The organism is Corynebacterium sp. MSK041 (genome assembly GCF_030232265.1).
In the GTDB taxonomy this organism is placed as follows: Bacteria; Actinomycetota; Actinomycetes; order Mycobacteriales; family Mycobacteriaceae; genus Corynebacterium.
Window position 1 is genome coordinate 205,351 of record NZ_JASPJK010000002.1, and the last position, 13,643, is coordinate 218,993.

Annotated in this window: 13 protein-coding genes; all 13 read right to left on the reverse strand. The window is 59.9% G+C overall.

The genetic code is table 11. The features are described from left to right. Positions 1-2 precede the first annotated feature (2 nt). The 13 genes from atpD to rho all read right to left on the reverse strand — a co-directional run bounded on the left by atpD (position 3) and on the right by rho (position 13,367). Positions 3-1,529 (reverse strand): F0F1 ATP synthase subunit beta, encoded by a 1,527-nt coding sequence (gene atpD, locus QP968_RS03320; RefSeq protein ID WP_102723766.1) that lies wholly within the window; start codon positions 1,527-1,529, stop codon positions 3-5. A gap of 3 nt (positions 1,530-1,532) precedes the next feature. Then, positions 1,533-2,507, reverse strand: a complete 975-nt coding sequence (locus QP968_RS03325) for a F0F1 ATP synthase subunit gamma (RefSeq protein ID WP_284855006.1) — start codon at positions 2,505-2,507, stop codon at positions 1,533-1,535. A 76-nt stretch (positions 2,508-2,583) separates the two neighbouring features. Next, positions 2,584-4,263 carry a F0F1 ATP synthase subunit alpha gene (gene atpA, locus QP968_RS03330; RefSeq protein ID WP_284855007.1) on the reverse strand — a complete coding sequence of 560 codons (1,680 nt, stop codon included), beginning with the start codon at positions 4,261-4,263 and terminating at the stop codon, positions 2,584-2,586. Positions 4,264-4,272: 9 nt separating this feature from the next. Next, positions 4,273-5,112: a F0F1 ATP synthase subunit delta gene (locus tag QP968_RS03335; protein WP_284855008.1), complete on the reverse strand. Its 840-nt coding sequence runs from the start codon at positions 5,110-5,112 to the stop codon at positions 4,273-4,275. 8 nt (positions 5,113-5,120) lie between these two features. After that, positions 5,121-5,702 carry a F0F1 ATP synthase subunit B gene (locus tag QP968_RS03340; protein ID WP_284855009.1) on the reverse strand — a complete coding sequence of 194 codons (582 nt, stop codon included), beginning with the start codon at positions 5,700-5,702 and terminating at the stop codon, positions 5,121-5,123. A gap of 53 nt (positions 5,703-5,755) precedes the next feature. Then, complete coding sequence (locus QP968_RS03345) at positions 5,756-5,998, reverse strand: ATP synthase F0 subunit C (protein ID WP_034664082.1); 243 nt, start codon at positions 5,996-5,998, stop codon at positions 5,756-5,758. 108 nt (positions 5,999-6,106) lie between these two features. Beyond that, positions 6,107-6,904 carry a F0F1 ATP synthase subunit A gene (atpB, locus tag QP968_RS03350; RefSeq protein ID WP_284855010.1) on the reverse strand — a complete coding sequence of 266 codons (798 nt, stop codon included), beginning with the start codon at positions 6,902-6,904 and terminating at the stop codon, positions 6,107-6,109. 375 nt (positions 6,905-7,279) lie between these two features. Continuing rightward, a complete protein-coding gene (locus QP968_RS03355; protein ID WP_284855011.1) occupies positions 7,280-7,717 on the reverse strand; it encodes a Cg1360 family ATP-synthase-associated protein in 438 nt (145 codons plus the stop codon). An 11-nt stretch (positions 7,718-7,728) separates the two neighbouring features. Beyond that, complete coding sequence (locus QP968_RS03360; RefSeq protein ID WP_284855012.1) at positions 7,729-8,877, reverse strand: MraY family glycosyltransferase; 1,149 nt, start codon at positions 8,875-8,877, stop codon at positions 7,729-7,731. A gap of 3 nt (positions 8,878-8,880) precedes the next feature. Further along, entirely contained in the window at positions 8,881-9,546 is a 666-nt protein-coding gene (locus QP968_RS03365) for an L-threonylcarbamoyladenylate synthase (RefSeq protein WP_284855013.1), read from the reverse strand. A 16-nt stretch (positions 9,547-9,562) separates the two neighbouring features. Next, the gene (gene prmC / locus QP968_RS03370) at positions 9,563-10,507 is read right to left on the reverse strand and encodes a peptide chain release factor N(5)-glutamine methyltransferase (protein WP_502870904.1); all 945 of its coding nucleotides are present in this window, start codon (positions 10,505-10,507) and stop codon (positions 9,563-9,565) included. Next, the gene (prfA, locus tag QP968_RS03375) at positions 10,473-11,552 is read right to left on the reverse strand and encodes a peptide chain release factor 1 (protein ID WP_284855015.1); all 1,080 of its coding nucleotides are present in this window, start codon (positions 11,550-11,552) and stop codon (positions 10,473-10,475) included. Before prfA ends, prmC begins: the two co-directional genes overlap by 35 nt. Continuing rightward, positions 11,553-13,367 carry a transcription termination factor Rho gene (rho, locus tag QP968_RS03380; RefSeq protein ID WP_284855016.1) on the reverse strand — a complete coding sequence of 605 codons (1,815 nt, stop codon included), beginning with the start codon at positions 13,365-13,367 and terminating at the stop codon, positions 11,553-11,555. It lies immediately after the preceding gene. Positions 13,368-13,643 lie beyond the last annotated feature (276 nt).

Here is a 13,643-nt window from a genome sequence, read left to right on the forward strand (position 1 = left end):
TCCTACTTCTCTTGCAGCTTCTTGTATGCAGCCTCGACGTCATCCAGACCGCCGAGGTTGTTGAAGGCCTGCTCCGGGTAGTGGTCAAACTCACCGGTAGCGAGCTTGTCGAAGGCGTCAATGGTCTCCTCGAGCGGAACGTAAGAGCCTTCGTCACCGGTGAACTTCTTAGCAACGAAGAAGTTCTGGCCGAGGAAGCGCTGGATCTTACGAGCACGCATAACGGTGATCTTGTCGTCCTCAGAGAGCTCGTCCATACCCAGGATGGCGATGATGTCCTGCAGCTCCTTGTTCTTCTGCAGAATGTTAATCACCTTCTGAGCAACCTCGTAGTGGCGCTCGCCGACAATGCCCGGCTCCAGAATGCGGGAGGTCGAGGTCAGCGGGTCCACAGCCGGGTAAATACCCTTCGAGGCGATGGAACGAGAAAGCTCGGTGGTTGCATCCAGGTGAGCGAACGTGGTCGCCGGAGCCGGGTCGGTGTAGTCATCTGCCGGCACGTAAACGGCCTGCAGGGACGTAATCGAACGGCCCTTGGTCGAGGTAATGCGCTCCTGGAGAACACCCATCTCATCAGCCAGGGTCGGCTGGTAGCCCACTGCAGACGGCATACGACCGAGCAGCGTGGACACCTCAGAACCTGCCTGGGTGAAACGGAAGATGTTGTCGATGAACAGCAGCACGTCCTGGTTCTGGACATCGCGGAAGTACTCCGCCATGGTCAGACCAGACAGGGCGACGCGCATACGCACCCCTGGCGGCTCATCCATCTGGCCGAAGACAAGGGCGGTATCCGGAAGGACGCCCATGTCATCCATCTCGAGGAAGAGGTCCGTACCCTCACGCGTACGCTCACCGACGCCGGCGAAGACCGACGTACCCGAGAACTCGCGTGCAATACGGGTAATCATCTCCTGAATAAGAACGGTCTTACCCACACCTGCACCGCCGAAGAGGCCGATCTTGCCGCCCTTCACGTACGGGGTGAGCAGGTCAATGACCTTAATACCGGTCTCGAGGATCTCGGTCTTACCTTCGAGGTCCTTGAAGGCAGGCGGCTCGCGGTGGATGCCCCAACGCTCACCGTCCTTGCCCACGGAAGGATCATCAAGGCAGTCGCCGAGTGCGTTGAACACGTGGCCCTTGACCTGGTCGCCGACCGGCACCGAAATCGGGTTACCGGTGTCAACAACCTTGGCACCGCGGACGAGGCCGTCGGTCGGGGCCATGGCGATGGTGCGCACGAGGCCATCGCTCAGGAACTGAGCAACCTCGAGCGTCACGGTCTTTGCAACTGCCTCGAGCTCGACCTCGACGTGCAGCGCATTGTAGAGTTCCGGCAGTTCGCCGCGTGGGAATTCCACGTCGACGACTGCGCCGATGACGCGAACGACACGGCCGTTGTCCGAACCTTGCGGCTTCTGGCCTTCGCCAGCACCGGTGTTCGCGACGGTACCGGAGGCTGCGACGTTGTCCTCAGCCCCGGTCGGCTCGTCGTTACGCTCATCAAAAGATTGAGCTGTAGTCATGATTTAGTCACTTTCTCCGCTACCGGACAACGCGCCAGCGCCGCCGATAATCTCGGTGATTTCCTGGGTAATCTTCGCCTGACGGAGCTGGTTCGCTTCGCGCGACAGCTCCCCGGCAAGTTCAGTTGCGTTGTCCGTTGCGTTCTTCATCGCTGTACGACGTGACGCAGATTCCGCTGCGGACGCTTCCAAGAAGATCGAGTAGAGCGACCTGGAAACGTACGCGGGAAGCAGCTGCTCCATCAGAGTCTCTGCATCCGGCTCAAAGTCCATGTCCGGCTGCACAGAGCCCGAAGTGGTGAGCAAATCTTCCTGCTCGAACTCGATGTCTTCAAAGACCGGCTCGATTGGAAGCAGCTGGTGGACAGTGGCCTCTTGCGACAGCATGGATACGAACTTCGTGTACACAACATGCACCTGATCAAAACCGATAACCGGCTGACCTTCCGGTGCACGCAGGCCTTCACGCCACGCTGCTTCGCCTTCGGAGCTTGCCTGGAAGCCGTGGATCATGTGGTGACGCACATCGTGCGTTGCTTCCCACGACGGATCCTGGGACCACCCAGTCCACGCGCCCGCAATCTCCTGATCACGGAAGTCGTAGTGGGTGACGCCCTTTCCACCGGTGACATAGCGGACTACGTCATAGCCGGACTCGTTGAGCATCTTCTCAAGCTCGGCAGCCTTCTTAAGAACGTTGTGGTTGTAGCCACCTGCCATGCCGCGGTCAGACGTGACCACGAGCATCGCGGCGACCTTGCCATTCTCACGCTCATGAAGCATCGGGTGGTCCAGGGATGTTGCAGCGGCAAGCCGCTCCATGACGTCCTGCATCTCGTTGGCGTACGGCTGTGCCGCAGCAACGCGCTGCTGAGCCTTGGTGATGCGCGAAGTAGCGATCAGCTCCTGGGCCTTGGTGATCTTCTTCGTTGAGTTGACTGACCGGATTCGGTCACGCAATTCGCGAAGTGTTGCCATGGTGTGTGCTCCTCCCTTCTCTTAAGTCGTTTCTTTTCAAAGTGTGAACTTTCGCGTTAACCGGTTTGAGTTCCGGTTAGTCACGCTTCTGCGACTTGCGAGAAATGGTGAGCTTGTTCTTGGACACCTCATCGGAATCCAAAGCCTCAGCTTCCGGCTCACGCACGATGTGCTCGTCGTCGGAGGTCTGGAAGGACGCAGCGAAGCGCTCATTGGCGCTGAGCAGCGTTGCCTGGGACTCGTCGGAAAGCGCTGCACCACCGTCGATCTGCGCGTAGACCTCAGGAGCCTCGGCGCGGATGAACTCATGGAGCTCTGCCTCGTAACGGCGAACGTCAGCGACGGGAACGGAGTCGAAGACGCCCTCGTTAGCGAGGAAGATGGAGATGATCTGGAACTCCACCGGCTGTGGCGAGTTCTCAGACTGCTTCAGCAGCTCAACGAGGCGCTGGCCACGCTCGAGCTGACGCTTGGACGCATCATCCAGGTCAGAGGCGAACGCCGCGAAGGACTCGAGGTCGCGGTATGCGGCCAGGTCCAGACGCAGGTTACCGGCAACCTTCTTCATACCCTTGGTCTGCGCTGCGCCACCGACACGGGACACGGAGATACCCACGTCAATAGCCGGGCGCACACCCTGGTTGAAGAGGTCGGACTGGAGGAAGCACTGACCATCCGTAATCGAGATGACGTTGGTCGGAATGAAGGCACCGACGTCGTTCGCCTTGGTCTCGATGATCGGAAGTGCGGTCAGGGAACCTGCACCCAACTCGTCGTTCAGCTTCGCTGCACGCTCCAACAGGCGGGAGTGCAGGTAGAAGACGTCACCCGGGTAAGCCTCGCGGCCCGGCGGACGACGCAGCAGCAGCGAGATGGCACGGTATGCCTCAGCCTGCTTGGTCAGATCATCGTAGATAACCAGGACGTGGTTGCCCTGGTACATCCAGTGCTGGCCCAGTGCTGCACCTGCGAACGGTGCAAGCCACTTGAAGCCTGCGGAATCAGAGGCCGGAGCAGCCACGATGGTGGTGTACTCCAGAGCGCCGTTCTCCTCGAGGGTGCGGCGCACACCTGCGATGGTCGAGCCCTTCTGGCCGATAGCGACATAGATACAACGAACCTGCTTGTTCTTGTCGCCGGTCTCCCAGAAAGCCCTCTGGTTAAGGATGGTGTCGATGCAGACCGCGGTCTTACCGGTCTTGCGGTCACCAATGATCAGCTGGCGCTGGCCACGGCCGATCGGGGTCATCGCGTCAATAGCCTTGATGCCAGTCTGCATCGGCTCCTCGACCGGCTGACGGTCAAGCACGCCTGCAGCCTGAAGCTCCAGCACACGCTCTTCGTCGGACTCGATCGGGCCCAGGCCGTCAATCGGCTGACCCAGTGGGTTGATCACGCGGCCGAGGAAGTTATCCCCAACCGGGATGGACAGGACCTCTCCGGTCCTCACAACTTTGTCGCCCTCGGAAATCGTCTCAAAATTGCCCAAGACCACGACACCAATGGAGTCGGTCTCAAGGTTCTGAGCGACGCCAATGACGCCATTCGGGAACTCAAGCAGCTCGTTGGTCATGCAGCCCGGCAGCCCGGAAACCTGGGCAATACCATCTGCAGCCGACGTCACCGCGCCGACCTCCTCACGGGAGGCCTCCGCGGAGTAGCTCGAGGTGTAGTTCGCTATCGCGCTACGGATCTCATCGGAGGAGATCGTCAGCTCCGCCATGTTCTTCCTGCTCTCGGTAGATTCTTCCAGCATATTTTTGTTCTAGTAAGCCGTGTTGGCAGCCATGTCGGCACGCAGGCGGGCAAGCTTGCCTCGCGTGGAGCCGTCAATCTGCTCGTCGCCAACGCGGATGGTCACACCGCCGAGGAGGCTGGGGTCAACCTCAGTGTGGATAGCCATCTCGCGGCCGTAAATCTTGCCTAGCTTTTCTGCCAATGCGTCGCGCTGAGAAGCGGAAAGCTCCGTAGCAGAGGTGACCTCTGCAACAGTCTTGCCGGTCAACTCGGCCGATTCACGGGAAATGCCCGCGATATCGTCGACCGGGTTCTTCTCGGGACGACCCACCACCTGGAGCGCCAGGGCCTCGGTGTACATGGACACCTTGCCGTAGAGCACGTTGGCCAGAAGGGATCGCTTCTGGTCTGCGGTGGCAGTGCGGTCGGACAGCAGCTGGGTGAGTTCGCTTTCGCGCTCGAGGAGGCGGGAAAGTGCGAAGAGCTCCTCTTCAACAGTTTCCAACTTGCCTTCGCTCTCTGCGCCGCGCAGAAGTGCGCGACGGCCCAGGTGGACGAGTCCTGCACGGAACTCGCGCGGCGTGGACCAGACCTGTGCTGCTGCCTCACGCAGGATGTTCAACGTTGGCTCGGCGACTTTACCGCCGAAAACCTCACTGATGATCCCGGTGCGCTGCTCTTCCTTGAGGGAAGCATCAGCAACGGCGACGCGCAGGGTGCGGTCCTTCTCAAGCTGGTCCACAACGAGGAACAGCTCGGTGCCGGTCTGGGCTGCTACGGAAACGGTGTCAGCGCTGTCGGTGTCGCGGATGAACGCGTCCAGTTTCTGCGCGACATTCGACAGTGCTTCGCGGCTCGCTGCTCTCATCGACGCCCTCACTTCCGGGTAGCCGAGCGTGCGGACACGGTGTCCAGCTGGCTCAGGAAGTTGTCGATGGTGTTGGAGCGGCGGGTGGAATCCGACAACTCAGTGCCGAGGAGTTCCTCGGCGAGGTTGATGGAGTTCTGGCCCAGCTCGTTGCGAAGCTCTGCGACGACCTGCTCACGCGAGGCCAGCAGCTGCTTCTCACCGGATTCGACAATGCGACGGGACTCTTCCTCAGCCTTGGTGCGTGCCTCTGCTTCAATCTCCTTGCCCTTTTGACGGGCAGCTTCGCGGATCTCAGCAGCTTCGGCGCGTGCCTCAGCGAGTTGAGCGTTGTTCTTTTCCAGAGCAGCCTTGGCCTGTGCTTGTGCGGTCTCAGCCCGCTCGATACCGCCCTTGATCTTGTCTTCGCGCTCCGCGAGCACTTCCTGGAACTTCGGAAGCACAAACTTCCAGAAGAGGAGGAAGATCACGAGGAAGACGACGAGAGACCAGACGATGTCGTAAGCCTTCGGCAGCAGGATGGAGTTACCGCCCTCAAGCGGCGACTGCTCTGCCCCCTCGGCTGCAAGTAGGTAGATGACGTTCGTCATGCGGTGCTCCTGATCTAAATGGTTTTATGAAACTTCTGGGTTAAGGAGTTTCTTTAGAACAGGAAGCCAGCGACCAGGCCGATCAGGGCCAGAGCCTCGACGAAGGCGATACCCAGGAACATGGTGGTACGCAGCTGGCCAGCCATCTCCGGCTGACGTGCCATGCCCTCGACGGTCTTGCCGACGAGGATGCCGATGCCGAGGCCCGGGCCGATGGTTGCGATGCCGTAGCCGATGGTGCCGAGGCCGGTGTACTTGGTAGCTTCTGCTGCCTGGGCGAGGATGATCTCGTTCATGGAAAGTCGTTCCCTTTCTTGGTGCCCGGCCCTTAGGTCAAGGCCCGAGCGGTGACAAAGTGTATGTGGGGTTATTCAGTTGGCCAGTGTCAGTCAGTTCGCGCCTGACTAGTGCGAATCTGCGTGCAACGACAGTTCGATGTACACCGCGACCAGAAGGGCGAAGATGTACGCCTGCAGGAAGATAACAATCAACTCGTACAGGGTGAACAGGATCGCTGCGATCAGGGTCATGCCACTCAGTGCCGTCCAAGCGTTCAGCTGCCAGAAGAAGAAGTTCGTAGCAGAGTACAGAAGGACGAGAATGATGTGGCCAGCCAGGAAGTTCGCCATAAGACGAAGAGCCAGGGTGACCGGTCGCAGAATGAATGTCGAGAAGAACTCGATCGGCACCACCAGAAGGTGAAGCGCCGGAGGCAAGTTAGGAATCACGAGTGAGTGCTTCACGTATTTGCCGAAGCCGTGACGGGCTGCGCCCGCGTAGATCATGGTGATGTACCCGACCACTGCCAGCACGATCGGAAGACCGATACGGGAGCTAGGCGAAATGTTCAGGCCAGGAATGATCGTGGCCACGTTCATGAAAAGCACTGTGAAGAAGATCGTGGCGATAACCGGAAGGAATCGACGACCCTCCTTCTTGCCCAAGATGTCCTCAGCGATGTGCAGACGGACGAAGTCCACTGCGACCTCACCAAGGTTTTGCAGACCCGACGGAACCAGCTTGGGGTTCCGGAAGGCGATTGCAAAAAGAACCACAAGGATGAGCGCCATAACCAGGCGCACAATCATGATGCGGTCCAGCGCGAACCAACCGCCGAGGAAGTCCTCCCCCAGCATTTGGCCGTAGTATTGCCCCGGGAAAAATTCTGGGTCCAGTTCGGGTGCGTGGAAGCTACCCTTCATGGCCAAAGTTGCAACGCTCAGCGTTCTCTCCCGTTCTCGGGCCGCACAATTTTCATGTGCGGTGCGATGGACGTCTTCAAAATCTGCCATCCGCGGCGGACTCCGTCGCACATCAGCTACCGCGGTGCAGGGGATGATCTAGAAGAAGCGGGCGGATAACCCCAAAAGGTGTAGCTCTCTCCTTCTAACCCGCGATTAGCCTATCAGCCGTTCGACATAATCGGGCATGTTGGGGGGAGCTTGTCGCACCCGAAAGTGGGCACTAAGCAATTAAGACGCATTCAGACTGGTCAAAGGGGTTTGTTAGCTCAGTCACAGGAGCCCAACAGGGGGAGAGAAAAAGACGCCCGCATCCTACCCCAGCTATCCCGCGTCCTACCCCACGTAGGTGGCGCGCGTGGTCATGATGCCCCAGACTTCAGAGCCCAAAACAACGATGAGCGCCAGGATGACAGTCACGCCGAGCGCAGCAGTGTCGTAAAAATCCATGCCGCGCAGTACAAAGAGCACCGCGATCAGCACGACGAGCTTGAGCATCCAGCTTCCCAGCACGACAGCCATCGTGGTGCTTGGTGTCGTATTCGCAGTAGCCAACACCGAAATCACCGTAAGAAGAACGAATCCGCCACCGATTGCGGCGCCAATGAGCACGCCCCAAATACCGGGCAAATCCCGCATCCCACCCCAGATAGCCAGAGAGACGATGGTGAGAACAACAAGCGCCCAGCCACCGAGCTTAAGGGCGCGCTTGAGGGGCGCCTGCGGGTCGTCGAAGTCAGCGGGATTGGATGCGGGGGTGGTTGAGGAAGTCACGGGCACAGATTCTACCTATCTGGACTGACGGGGCCGATCTTGCCCTGAAGCACTGGCACAGCCGTGGCGGCTGCTGCAAGCACAACCGCCACGATGAGCACCATGGCGGCGTAGCGCGCGGGAATGATGGAGAAGCTCACCGCACCAAAGCCAATGGCGGACACCCACATGTACAGCACTAGGACCGTGCGACGGTGAGTGTGACCGAGGGCAAGCAACCGGTGGTGGATGTGCTGCCGGTCGGCCGAAAAGGGGCTTTTCCCCTGGGAGACACGCCTAACTACCGCCATGATGAGATCAGCCACCGGTAGTGCAATCGCCGCGAGGACAACAATGAAGGGGCTGATCAAAGCGACGAAGTCTGCCGTGCCGTACAGGGCCATGTTGATCTTGCCGGAAGCCGAAATGGAAGCGGCGGACAGCAGCAGACCAATGAGCATGGCGCCGGTATCCCCCATGAATATTCGGGCGGGTTCAAAGTTGTGTGGCAGGATGCCTGCACACATTCCCACCATGCCGGCGCAGATGATTGCAGGCGGGTAGGCGGAGACTGCCCCACCTTGGTCATGGAGCAGCGTCAGAGAAAACAGCAAGATCGCGCCACCGGCGATAAGCCCCAGCCCGGCGCACAACCCATCGATACCGTCGACAAAGTTGAAGGCATTCACCAAGGTCACTGTGATGAGCGTGGACAGGATGATGCCCTGGGTGCGGTCGAGGATGAGGGTGGTGCCACCGTCGATAGGCAAAAAAATGATGTTGTAGGACAGGCCCATCACGGAGACAGTAAGGGCCGCCAACACCTGCCCAGCGAATTTGGCTAACGCGCCGAGTTCATAGAGATCGTCAATAATGCCCACGACCACGATGAGGAAGGCACCCACGACAACCGCTGTCATCTCAGGTGTGACGGGGGCGAAACCGCGGGTGAGCGCAGGCAGTTGCAACGCTAGGAAGACACCGGATAAGAAGCCCGTGAACATGGCCACGCCACCCAAACTTGGGGTGGGTTGCGTGTGTACATCACGCGCACGGATCTCTGCGACACGGCCGGTGCGCACGAGATAGGAGCGCACAGGTCCAGTAGCCAGGTAGGTGATCACGGCCGCGACCAGAATGACCAAACCCAGCTCGCGCAGGGGGACGCCAGTTCCCGTCATAGGTTAGCGGTCCTTCCGCCGCAGATCCTCCGGGTCAATGCCCAGCACTTCACCAATGCGTTCCGGGGAGATAGCACCTTCACGCAGAATCACAGGACGAGGTCCGGAAATATCAATGATGGTGGAGGGCTCCCCCACCTCCGCTTGGCCGCCGTCAAGGTACGTCTGCACGGCTTCACCAAATTGGTTGCGCGCGCCAACGGCGGTAACAGCGGGTGGCTGGCCGGAGATGTTCGCGCTCGACACAGCCATCGGGCCGACTTCACGCAGCAGCTCAATAGCAACCGGCTGCAGCGGCATACGCAGAAGGACGGTGCCGCGGGTATCACCCAAGTTCCATGGCAGGGACGGAGCTTCCGGCACCACGATGGACAGGCCACCTGGCCAGAACGCCTCGACGAGGGTTTTCGCGGTGTCCGTGAATTCACGCACCAGACCCTGAATCGTGGTCCACGAGCCCACGAGCACCGGAATCGGCATGTCCGGTCCACGTCGCTTCGTGGCTAGCAACTTGGCGCAGGCATCCGGGTTGAATGCGTCCGCACCAATTCCATACACGGTATCGGTGGGCAGCACCACACATTGACCAGCCTTAACGGCGGCTGCTGCGGCTTCAATCCCTTTCTTGCGGCCCTGTGGGTCCAGGCAGTCATACACTCTGCTCGGCATCGGCGGTGATCCTCCTTTAGGGTTGTACCTTACTCGCGGTGACAAACCTGTCCCGTCCAGTGAGGTCTTGTAGGTTGCGAACGTGTTCAAAGCAGCCCTGCTTTTCGACGAGTTCTCGCGTCACCGCCGCCGTCGAATCATCATGCTCAATCCCCAGCAGCCCACCCGGCATGAGCAATCGTGCTGCCACGGGAATGAGTCCACGAATGGCATCCATGCCGTCTGTGCCAGAGAACACTGCTGTTTCCGGATCATGGTAGATCTCCGCAGGAAACAGTCCTGCTTCCTGCGGGACAAAAGGCACATACGGCGGGTTGGACACCACCATGGCAACGCGCCCGGAATACTCACTGAGCAGCTCTGGGTCTGTCATATCGCCCTCGATGACACGTACAGCTGAGCCATGCTCGCGTGCATTCTCTTGCGCAGCAGCAACAGCGACGGGCGAAAGATCCACGCCGATCACTTCATCAGCTTGCACACGCTGATCAATGTAGATCGCCAAGGCACCCGAACCAGTGCCCAGGTCCACGATGATGGACTCAGCCGAGTGGTACTCATGGGTCTCACTGAGCTTTTCAAACTCTGTCACTGCCCATTCGGCGAGCACTTCCGTTTCCGGGCGTGGAATGAACACTCCCGGCCCGACGGTGAGATCCAAGACACCAAAGGGCGCAGAGCCAATGATGTGCTGCAGGGGCTCGCGCTTCTCTCGTCGCTTCACGGCTTCGTGAAACTCAGCCGTGAAGGTATCTGGGATCTGGTCCGGGGAATAAAAGCGCAAGGCCAAATGGGATGACTCCCCTAGCAACGCCGCCGCGATCAAAGTCGCGTCCACGTCGGGGGATGCGATACCGGCGTGGGTGAAGCGGCGCCGGGCATCGTCGATAAGCGATGCGAGCTCGGGTGAGTTCCAGCGCACTGAACTAGTGCTCCGCCTCGAGTCGTTCTTGGCGCTCATGCGTCTGAAGAGCCGTGATCAGGTCATCCATATTGCCATCGAGCACCGAGTCAAGGTTGTTGGCTTTAAACCCGATGCGGTGATCCGAAATGCGATTCTCCGGCCAGTTGTAGGTGCGGATGCGTTCCGAGCGGTCCATGTTGCGTACTTGCGAAGCACGGCCCTCAGCAGCTTCTGCCTCTGCCTTCTCACGCTCGATCTGCTCGAGGCGTGCCTGCAGAACTTGCATTGCGCGCGCACGGTTTTGAATCTGCGAACGCTCCTTCTGACAGGTCACCACAATGCCCGTGGGCAAGTGGGTGATACGCACAGCAGAGTCCGTCGTGTTGACGCCCTGGCCGCCCTTACCGGACGAACGGTAAACGTCGATACGAAGGTCCTTCTCATCGATCTGAACGTCACCGACCTCTTCGGTCTCCGGGAAGACGTAGACGCCAGCCGCGGACGTCTGAATGCGGCCCTGCGATTCAGTCACGGGGATGCGCTGCACACGGTGCACGCCACCCTCGAACTTCAGCATGGACCATGCGCCATCACGCGACGGGTTCTTCATGGTCACAGACACCGTCATGTCCTTCACGCCACCGAGATCAGACTCGGAGACATCCAAGACATCCCAGCTCAACCCGTGCTTCTCGGCGTACTTCTGGTACATGCGGGCAAGATCGGCTGCGAACAGCGCAGCCTCTTCCCCACCGGCGCCGGCTTTGATCTCCATGATCACGTCATCCGGATCATGCTCATCGCGTGGAGCCAGCAGATCGGCCAGCTCCTCCTCCAGGCGGACAATCTCACTTTCAAGGCGGGTTGCCTCTTCAGCGAATTCCTTGTCCTCGGCGGCCATTTCTTTGGCGGCCTCATGGTCCTCTCGGGCCTGGTTGAGGTCATTGTTCACGTTGATGATCGGCTGCAGCTGCGCATAGCGCTTGGACAGCTTGCGGAACAAGTCCTGGTCGCCGACAACCTCTGGGTCTGACATCTGGGCTTGGATGCCCTGGTATTCAGACACATAGTCATCAACGAGCGATACGTGTGATCCGGCCATTTACTGGTACTCCTCCGTGTCCACATCAGCGGCCATCGGCGCCGACTGCGCGACACCAACGAGGAACTCACCGTTCGTCTTGGTCTTCTTCAGCTGCTTGATCAGCAGATCAATCGCGGCCTGCGGGTCCAGTGCGGAGAGGATGCGACGCAGCTTGTGCATGACGCGGACTTCCTCCGGGGCGAGCAGCAGCTCGTCCTTTCGGGTACCGGATGGGTTGACGTCCACAGCCGGGAACACGCGACGCTCCGCGATCTTGCGGTCGAGCTTGAGCTCCGCGTTACCGGTGCCCTTGAACTCCTCGAAGATCACCGTGTCACCAGCAGAACCGGTCTCCACCATCGCCGTGGCGATGATGGTCAGCGAGCCACCGTCCTCGATATTGCGGGCGGCACCCAGGAAACGCTTCGGCGGGTACAGCGCGTTCGAGTCCACACCACCAGACAGGATGCGACCCGATGCCGGCGAGGAGTTGTTGTACGCACGGCCCAGGCGGGTGATGGAATCCAGCAGGACCACAACGTCTTGACCCATCTCAACCAAGCGCTTGGCGCGCTCGATCGCGAGTTCCGCAACAGCGGTGTGCTCGCTCGGCGGGCGGTCGAAGGTGGAGGCAATGACCTCCCCCTTGACGGAGCGCTGCATGTCCGTGACTTCCTCCGGGCGCTCATCCACGAGCACAACCATGAGGTAGCACTCCGGGTTGTTCTGCGCGATTGCATTAGCAATGTTCTGCAAAATCGTCGTCTTACCAGCCTTCGGCGGGGAGACGATGAGTGCACGCTGGCCCTTACCAATCGGCATGACCAGGTCGATCACGCGCGTGGTCAGAATGTTCGGCTCCGTTTCCAGGCGCAGACGCTGGTTCGGGTACAGCGGCGTGAGCTTGTGGAACTCGGGGCGCTGCTTCGCGTCCTCCACGCTCATGCCGTTGATGGAATCCACACGCACCAGCTGGTTGTAGCGCTGGCGGTTACGCCCACTGCCGTGGGAATGGCTCTGGCCGTTGGCACGAACCTGCCCAATCACCGCATCACCGGCGCGCAGGCCACAGCGGCGCACCAGGTTGTTGTTGATGAACACGTCAGCCTGGTTCGCCCGGTAACCGGTGGTGCGAACGAACGCTGCATTGTTGTCCACGATGTCCACGATGCCAGCGACTTCCTGCAGATCCTCCGGATCGAAGTCCTGGCCATTGTTGTGGTTGTTATTGCCACCACCGTTGTGGTTGTCCCGGTTGCGGCGGTTACGGCGACCGCGGCGGCCACGGCGACCATTGCCGTCACCATCGCGGTTGTCACGGTTGTTCCGACCACCGCGGTTATCCCGGTTGTCACGACCGTCGCGGTCAGAGCCATGATCGTCATTGTTGTCGCGGTTATCGCGGTTGCCACGGTCTGAGCGGTCGTCGCGGTCCGAGCGATCGTCGTTACGCGAGGAGCTCTCGGAGTTGTCTCCCTGCTCAGCGTGCTTGGCACGGTTCCGGCGGGCGCGGCGGGCAGCGGAGCGCGACTCATAACGCTGGTCGTCCTTCTCCTGGCCCTGCTCCTTCTGTTCCTTCTGATCAGGCTGTTTTGCCTGCTCTTGAGACTTCTTCGCACGGCCCTCTTGTGCCGGCGTGTTCTCAGCGGCGGCCTGCTCGCTGGCACGCTGACGTGCGCGCTGCGGCACAGAACCGGTGGTGATGGCCTGAATCAATTCACCCTTGCGTAGGGCTGAGGTCCCCCGAAGGCCTTTTTCGGCTGCGATCTTGCGCAGCTCCGGCAGCTTCAGTGATGCGAGGTCTTGGCTCGCGGCATTACCCGTATCAGTCACGGATGTCCTTTCATCATGTCGTCCAGCGCGTGCATTTTCGCGCGGCGTAAACGTCCCCTGCCTTCTCGGCTGATGGTGCACAACGCATAGCGCGACGGGCCAGTATCAAAGAAGGTGATGCACGTTAGATCGGACTCGCACAAACGCATCTCCGTGGATGAACACGGTACGGTTTTAAAGATTTGGTGGATGCGGCGCGGCGCAGACAAATGAGAATACGCCCCTGACCATGTGAAGATCCACCACGGTCGCGATCTATGTTGGTCATTGTAGACC

Bases quoted from the DNA above. Each gene is read 5' to 3' on its own strand.
- atpB (WP_284855010.1), bottom strand. From the start codon at position 6,904: ATGAAGGGTAGCTTCCACGCACCCGAACTGGACCCAGAATTTTTCCCG.
- atpD (WP_102723766.1), bottom strand. From the start codon at position 1,529: ATGACTACAGCTCAATCTTTTGATGAGCGTAACGACGAGCCGACCGGG.
- prfA (WP_284855015.1), bottom strand. From the start codon at position 11,552: ATGGCCGGATCACACGTATCGCTCGTTGATGACTATGTGTCTGAATAC.
- prmC (WP_502870904.1), bottom strand. From the start codon at position 10,507: ATGAGCGCCAAGAACGACTCGAGGCGGAGCACTAGTTCAGTGCGCTGG.
- QP968_RS03345 (WP_034664082.1), bottom strand. From the start codon at position 5,998: ATGAACGAGATCATCCTCGCCCAGGCAGCAGAAGCTACCAAGTACACC.
- atpA (WP_284855007.1), bottom strand. From the start codon at position 4,263: ATGCTGGAAGAATCTACCGAGAGCAGGAAGAACATGGCGGAGCTGACG.
- QP968_RS03340 (WP_284855009.1), bottom strand. From the start codon at position 5,702: ATGACGAACGTCATCTACCTACTTGCAGCCGAGGGGGCAGAGCAGTCG.
- QP968_RS03365 (WP_284855013.1), bottom strand. From the start codon at position 9,546: ATGCCGAGCAGAGTGTATGACTGCCTGGACCCACAGGGCCGCAAGAAA.
- QP968_RS03360 (WP_284855012.1), bottom strand. From the start codon at position 8,877: ATGACGGGAACTGGCGTCCCCCTGCGCGAGCTGGGTTTGGTCATTCTG.
- QP968_RS03335 (WP_284855008.1), bottom strand. From the start codon at position 5,112: ATGAGAGCAGCGAGCCGCGAAGCACTGTCGAATGTCGCGCAGAAACTG.
- QP968_RS03325 (WP_284855006.1), bottom strand. From the start codon at position 2,507: ATGGCAACACTTCGCGAATTGCGTGACCGAATCCGGTCAGTCAACTCA.